Genomic DNA, 6,110 nt, shown 5'->3' with positions numbered 1-6,110 from the left:
TTCTTTGTCTCCTTTGGTAACAAGGTTGCCGATTCTTTTTGGAATTCGGCTTATATACCCGCTAACAGGCGCGGTAATTAAAGTAAATTCTTTGTTAATTTGAGCACTACCGACAGCAGCTGTTGCTTGAGCTAATGAAGCTTTTGCAACGTCGTAGTCAGATTTTGCCGAACGTAGCCGTACTTCGGAAATAACATCATTTTCGACCAATGGTTTTAAGCGGTCTACCTCTAATTGGGCGTTGTCGAGCTTTGCTTTAGCAACGTTTTGTGTCGCTACCGCATTATTTAGTTCTTCTTGATATGCTGACGCGTCAATTTTGAACATTTTCTGTCCCTTTTGTACGAATTCACCTTCGTCGACATATATTTCACGGAGTATACCTTCTATTTGGGGGCGAACGTCAACTGTGACCTTTCCTTCAATTGTACCAAGATAGTCCTTTACCGTAATCGCGTCGCTAGTGTCTACTGTATACACTGGAAGTGCTAGAGACTTATTGGCTGCGTCTTTTTCTTCTGACTTGCCTGTTGAGCATTTTATTGCAATCCCAGCTGCTATCAAAATGCATGATAAAGATATAATTTGTTTTACCCTGGAGCTTTTAATATTCATCTCTTTTAATTAACTTGTTGAACCTGTTTGATTTTTGTAACGGTTAAGTTACAGTGATGCAATAATAAGACAAAATACGGAATTTTGTTGGTTGTTTAACAAAACTTAACGTTAATTTATTGCGGGAAACGCTTTACTACGTAGGGCTTGAACGATATGGTTTGAAATATTTATGGAATTATTTTATCTAATTCTCGAGTTCGTAAAACAATGGTATTGGATTCCGTTACTCATCCTTTATTTAGGTGTGATTACGACAATCCTGATCGAAAATCGCAACCCCTCGAAAACGATTTCCTGGGTACTAGTGATTGCATTTTTACCCTTTGTAGGCCTATTATTATATTATCTCTTTGGTCAGAAATTTATTAAAGTCAAACGCATTAAGCGTGAAAATCGTATACAAGAGCTTCGATTACGTGATGAGTGGAACAAGTTAGTTCCCTATATGGAGAGAGACCTAGAACGCCTGAGTAACAGAATAGGCAATCTTTCTCGGGTTTTTAGGTTTTTAAAAAACGAAAAGCTGTCTTCTCCAACTTTAGGAAATCAGGTGAAATTGCTTATAAATGGCGAGCAAAAAATTGAGGAGTTGTTGAAATCTATAGATGAAGCAAAACATTCTGTGCACTTGGAGTACTATATTTATGAAATGGATCAAATAGGTACGAAAATATTAAACCTGTTAGAACAGAAGGCTGATCAGGGTATTGTTGTTCGGCTCTTAGTGGATAGTATCGGCTCTCCGGCGTTAACTAAATATCTTACGAAAAAAAAAGAGTCGAAAATTCAATTCATCTCATTCATGCCAGTGAAATTTACATCTTTGGCCAATAGCAACTATCGAAATCATCGGAAAATTGCGGTTATAGATGGTAGAATTGGCTATATAGGAGGAATAAATATTTCAGACCGTTATATTAATAGTGTCGGCGATACCAATTCGCTTTATTGGCGTGATACCTCTGTTGAAATTATTGGAAATGGTGTGGCAATGATGCAGGTTGGGTTTTGGAATTCGTGGAATTTAGCAGGAGGAAAACCGTACGAATTAAAGGATGGGTATTTGGCTCGTGAGGAAACCATCGTGCAAAAAGGAGACGCTGCAGTAACGTTCGTTTCTAGCGACCCGGGGTCTGTCGGACCTTATAATTTGGAAGCTATTCTTATAGCAATAGGAGAAGCCGATCGTAAAATCCAACTAGTGACACCATATTATGTTCCAAGTGATGAACTTTCTACAGCATTGCAAGTTGCGGCAGCGGCTGGTATTGAAGTTGAGCTAATGCTACCTCGAAAATCGGATTCCTATATCGTTCAGCACGCTAGTTTATCATTCATAAAACCATTGCTGGAGCGAGGAGTAAAAGTCTTTTTTTATGATAAAGGTTTCATCCATGCCAAGACAATAAACATTGACGAAAAATTATCCTTCATCGGTACTGTTAACCTTGATATTCGGAGTTTTTATATTAACTACGAAGTAGCGGCTGTGATATCTGACCCAACATTGTGTCGGCAGCTCGGGGTGCAATTTGAGATCGATAAAAGAGATTGCAAACAGATGACTTTAGAACAATGGGGTAAGCGTGTAGCTTGGAAGCGTGGTCTTGATTCGGTTTGTCGATTATTGGCTCCTTTGTTATAACCTGTTAAATTCCTTTATATTGGGAATAAAAATCGATATATTTAGAGCCTTGAATAATCTATGTTTTGATGAAAAAAAGTTATTTTTATTTAGTTGCCTTCTTGTTATTATTGAATGTTAGATACTTATCCGCGCAGCAGGTCCCTGTAATTCCTATTAACAACGTTGTTGACAAAGTTCAAAAATACTTCGGTGTATATCCCGTTGAGAAGGTCCACATTCATTTTGATAAACCCTATTATGCGGTGGGCGATACTATTTGGTTTAAGACCTATTTGAACCATAATTTGATTGAATATAACCCGAGTAAGATTGTGTATGTAGAGATGCTTAACAGCAAGGACTCTTTGATACAAACGATGCGGGTACCCTTAAAAGAGAATGGCGGTGCAGGACAACTTGTACTGGACCCGCAATTTATTTCCCAGGATAATTACCGCTTTCGAGCTTACACAAAATGGATGGCAAATTTTGACGCTGGCTATTTTTACAACAAGATTGTTCCTGTAGGCGATGCGATAAACAAGAAGCTAGGTGCTGAAGTGACGTTTACTCCGCAGAACGCCACCAAGACTAAAGTGACTTTCCAGTTTCGAGATCGCTCGGGCAATTTATTGGGTCGTAAGAAAATTACTTGGGAAGCCATCGACGGATGGGACGCTTTTGATAAGGGGAAGACAGAAACAGACGATATGGGGAAAGTTTCGATTAACCTCACAATTAAAGAGCAGGAATATTTAAAAAAGGGACGCTTAAACGTGATTGTTGAGAACGCAAACTCAGATGGAAACTTAGTGGGTAGTTATCCGTTGAAGAATGCACTGTGGGATGCCGATGTTCAATTCTTTCCTGAAGGCGGTGATATGCTGGCGGGAGTGTCTAAAAAGCTCGCATTTAAGGCTGTAAGTTCCACGGGGAAGGGTTTGAAAGTTAATGGTAAAATTATCGATAGCAAGAAGAAGGAGATTGCAACCTTTACTGACTTAGCGATGGGGATGGGGGCTATTAACTTTGTTCCAATAGAAGGAGAATCTTATAAAGCAGTAGTTAAATTTGAAAATGGCGAAGAGCGAACGTATGACCTACCGGAAGTAGTCAACGAGGGTATAAATGTCATTTTGCATAAGGACGATCCTATAACACTGAATTTGGCCTTAATTACGAATGAGACATACTACCAAAAAATGGCAAATCAACCATTTTATGTGCTTGGGCAATCTAATGGACATTTAGTTTATGCTGCGCAAGCTACTCTAAAGAATTCGTCAATTTTGGTAAATATCCCTAGGGAAAAATTGCCGAATGGCATAATTCAAATTACTGTTATGCAACCTAACGGTAAACTTTTGAGTGAGCGGCTGGTATTCAATTCTTCTCAGCCTCTCATAGATATCGCCGTTAAGAGTGATAAAGCAAATTATACAAAGAAGGAACTTACCAAGCTATCAATTAATGTGGCACCGAAAGACTCTTTAATCGGAAACTATTCAGTATCAGTGATTGATGAATCGAAGGTTCCATTTAATGATGATAACGATTTAGGGATTTTGAGTGACTTTCTATTGGTGTCGGATTTGAAAGGATACGTAGAGAAACCGAATTATTATTTTAATCCAGAGAACGAGAATAGAAGCGACGCGCTAGATGCTTTATTAATGACCCAAGGTTTTCGGCGCTTTTCTTATGATGATTTGCTTTCTGAAAAATTACCTAAAGTACAGTTTTTCCCTGAGCAAGGTATTAGTTTGACAGGAACGCTACGACTAAATACCGGCCGGCCATATCCCAATGGTGGACTTCTACTGTCGATCCCCGCTCGTGCTCTTCGTAAGGACGCGTACACAGATAATAATGGTCGATTTGCATTTGAGAATCTCGTGTTTCTGGATTCCTCAAAGGTGACAATTAATGCGAGAGGGAATGATAATTTTAGAAACTTAGTTATCAACATGGATCAAAGTTATTTTCCTGGAATTGATGATGGTAATGTTTATACGAACGACAACCTCCAAAATATTGATCAACAATTGAAATCCTATTTGACAAATAGTAAAAACGAGTATAGGACTTCGATATTAATTGATGAAGTTCAGGTAACAGGTGTGCAAAAAAAGACGGTGACAAGCAAAGAGTTTTCTGCATTATCAGGCTTATCAATGCCCGAGCATAGAATAGAAGCTGAACGCATCGGCGGATGTAATGTCTTAACGATGTGTCTTTCCACGTTGTTAACAGGTATCACCTATGACAATCAGACTCTAAAATATTACATAACTAGAAATTATAATCAAGGGAGTCGTGTGCCGGTTCAATTTTTCTTAAATGGAATGCCAATCGACGAGCCATCTTTAAACTCAATACAGCCTTCTGAAATTGAAGCAATTGAAATTTTCTTGAGAGATGATTTAGGAACTGTGAGCCGTATGTATCAGAATGACGGGGTTGTCTCTATTATGACCAAAAAGGATGAATCAAAAAAGCAACCGCGTATGTCATTAGCTGAGATTGAAAGCATGCTACCTAAAACGAATATAATTGATATGATGCCGTTAGGATATGTTAAAGAACGACAATTCTATACCCCTAAATATGCGACAGCCGATTCAAAGAATACTAACGATTACAGAACAACGATTTACTGGAATCCACACGTTACTCTTGATTCAACAGGAAATGTCAATTTAGAATACTATAACGGCGATGGTAGCGGAAAATATAAAGTGATTGTTGAAGGGCAAGACCGATCAGGTTCTATTGGAAGAGAAGTTTACTACTACGAAGTGAATTAGATGTGATATTTATTGGATAACAATTACTTAAAAGTCATTCTAGATCTATTTCTAGAATGACTTTTTTTGTGTGCCCAGCATGGGCAATAACTCTAGGGTGTAAGTCCCGAACACGCCTTTACAGTGGGAAGTGTTAGCTTAAGACAAGGGTGTCCTCTGCGAGGAGGAATCTGAAGGAAGTCGGCGGCAAACTCTCGGTCCGACGAATAGAAACTACATACAAGGCCGCAAGTGTTGGATGAGGTTGCAAAACAAACCAAAGTCCCAAACTGTACGGAAGCACTATGGTAAATGTAGCGGATATATGAGAGGAAAGTTATTGTTCCTGGGGAGATCTGACTAAAGTCTGTCAAAGGTATGCGCGAATGCCGGCGAAGAAACATATAGCAGAATAATAATGCTATCATGCTTTAGTCAGAAGTCAGCATACGACATATTACCTTGTCTCTCTACGTCAAACAAGGGAAGGTCAGAATGTTAGAATGGCAAAGGAACCAAGAAGTTTATGATGACGCGTTAAGAGCAGAACCACTTAAGAGAACTACTTACATGAGGGTAGGTCGGAAACCGATAGTAGAATGTAAGAGGAGCTTAGCCGAATCGTGCAACGAGGTGGACACAATGCCTGAGATTTTTTTTAGTAATAATATGCTGGAAGAGATATTACACATCCGAAATGTTCAGCACGCTGTTAAGCGTGTTATCTCCAACGGGGGCGCTAGCGGAGTTGATGGTATGCAGATCGATAAACTTCGTGACTACCTGAACACGCATTGGCGCACCTTGAGGTTGGACATTCTCTGCGGCACTTACCACCCACAAGCTGTCCGGAAAGTAGAGATTCCTAAAGCAAATGGCGGCAAGCGTATGTTGGGTATTCCCACGGTCATCGACCGAGTTATTCAACAAAGCATCTCTGGGTGGCTTGGGCTAAAGTACGAGGGCGATTTTCACGAGAACAGCTACGGCTTCCGACCCCATCGGAATGCTCATCAGGCCGTCCGTAAAGCACAAGAATATCTCAACACGGGATACACGTGGGTTGTAGAGCTTGATTT

The 6,110-nt window shown here is 39.7% G+C and carries 3 protein-coding genes and 1 pseudogene; 3 read left to right on the top strand and 1 reads right to left on the bottom strand.

The genetic code is table 11. The features are described 5' to 3' along the window. Positions 1 to 615: efflux RND transporter periplasmic adaptor subunit (locus tag HP439_RS17055; protein WP_172391544.1), on the bottom strand; the 615-nt coding region annotated here is incomplete at its 3' end. A 172-nt stretch (positions 616 to 787) separates the two neighbouring features. On the opposite strand from HP439_RS17055, the gene cls reads away from it, so the two are divergent. The 3 genes and pseudogenes from cls to HP439_RS17040 form a co-directional block, all read left to right on the top strand. Next, positions 788 to 2,263 carry a cardiolipin synthase gene (gene cls, locus HP439_RS17050; protein ID WP_172391543.1) on the top strand — a complete coding sequence of 492 codons (1,476 nt, stop codon included), beginning with the start codon at positions 788 to 790 and terminating at the stop codon, positions 2,261 to 2,263. 68 nt (positions 2,264 to 2,331) lie between these two features. Continuing rightward, positions 2,332 to 5,052, top strand: a complete 2,721-nt coding sequence (locus HP439_RS17045) for a carboxypeptidase regulatory-like domain-containing protein (RefSeq protein ID WP_172391542.1) — start codon at positions 2,332 to 2,334, stop codon at positions 5,050 to 5,052. A gap of 474 nt (positions 5,053 to 5,526) precedes the next feature. After that, a pseudogene (locus tag HP439_RS17040) lies at positions 5,527 to 6,110 on the top strand (reverse transcriptase domain-containing protein); the annotation flags it as partial.

Origin of the sequence: Sphingobacterium shayense, assembly GCF_013179575.1 — a bacterium.
In the GTDB taxonomy this organism is placed as follows: Bacteria; Bacteroidota; Bacteroidia; order Sphingobacteriales; family Sphingobacteriaceae; genus Sphingobacterium; species Sphingobacterium shayense.
The sequence above is the reverse complement of the archived record's forward strand: the minus strand, read 5'-3'. Positions and strand labels throughout refer to the sequence as shown.

Excerpts from the sequence above, each read along its gene's own strand:
- cls (WP_172391543.1), top strand. The coding sequence starts at position 788 with ATGGAATTATTTTATCTAATTCTCGAGTTCGTAAAACAATGGTATTGG.
- HP439_RS17045 (WP_172391542.1), top strand. The coding sequence starts at position 2,332 with ATGAAAAAAAGTTATTTTTATTTAGTTGCCTTCTTGTTATTATTGAAT.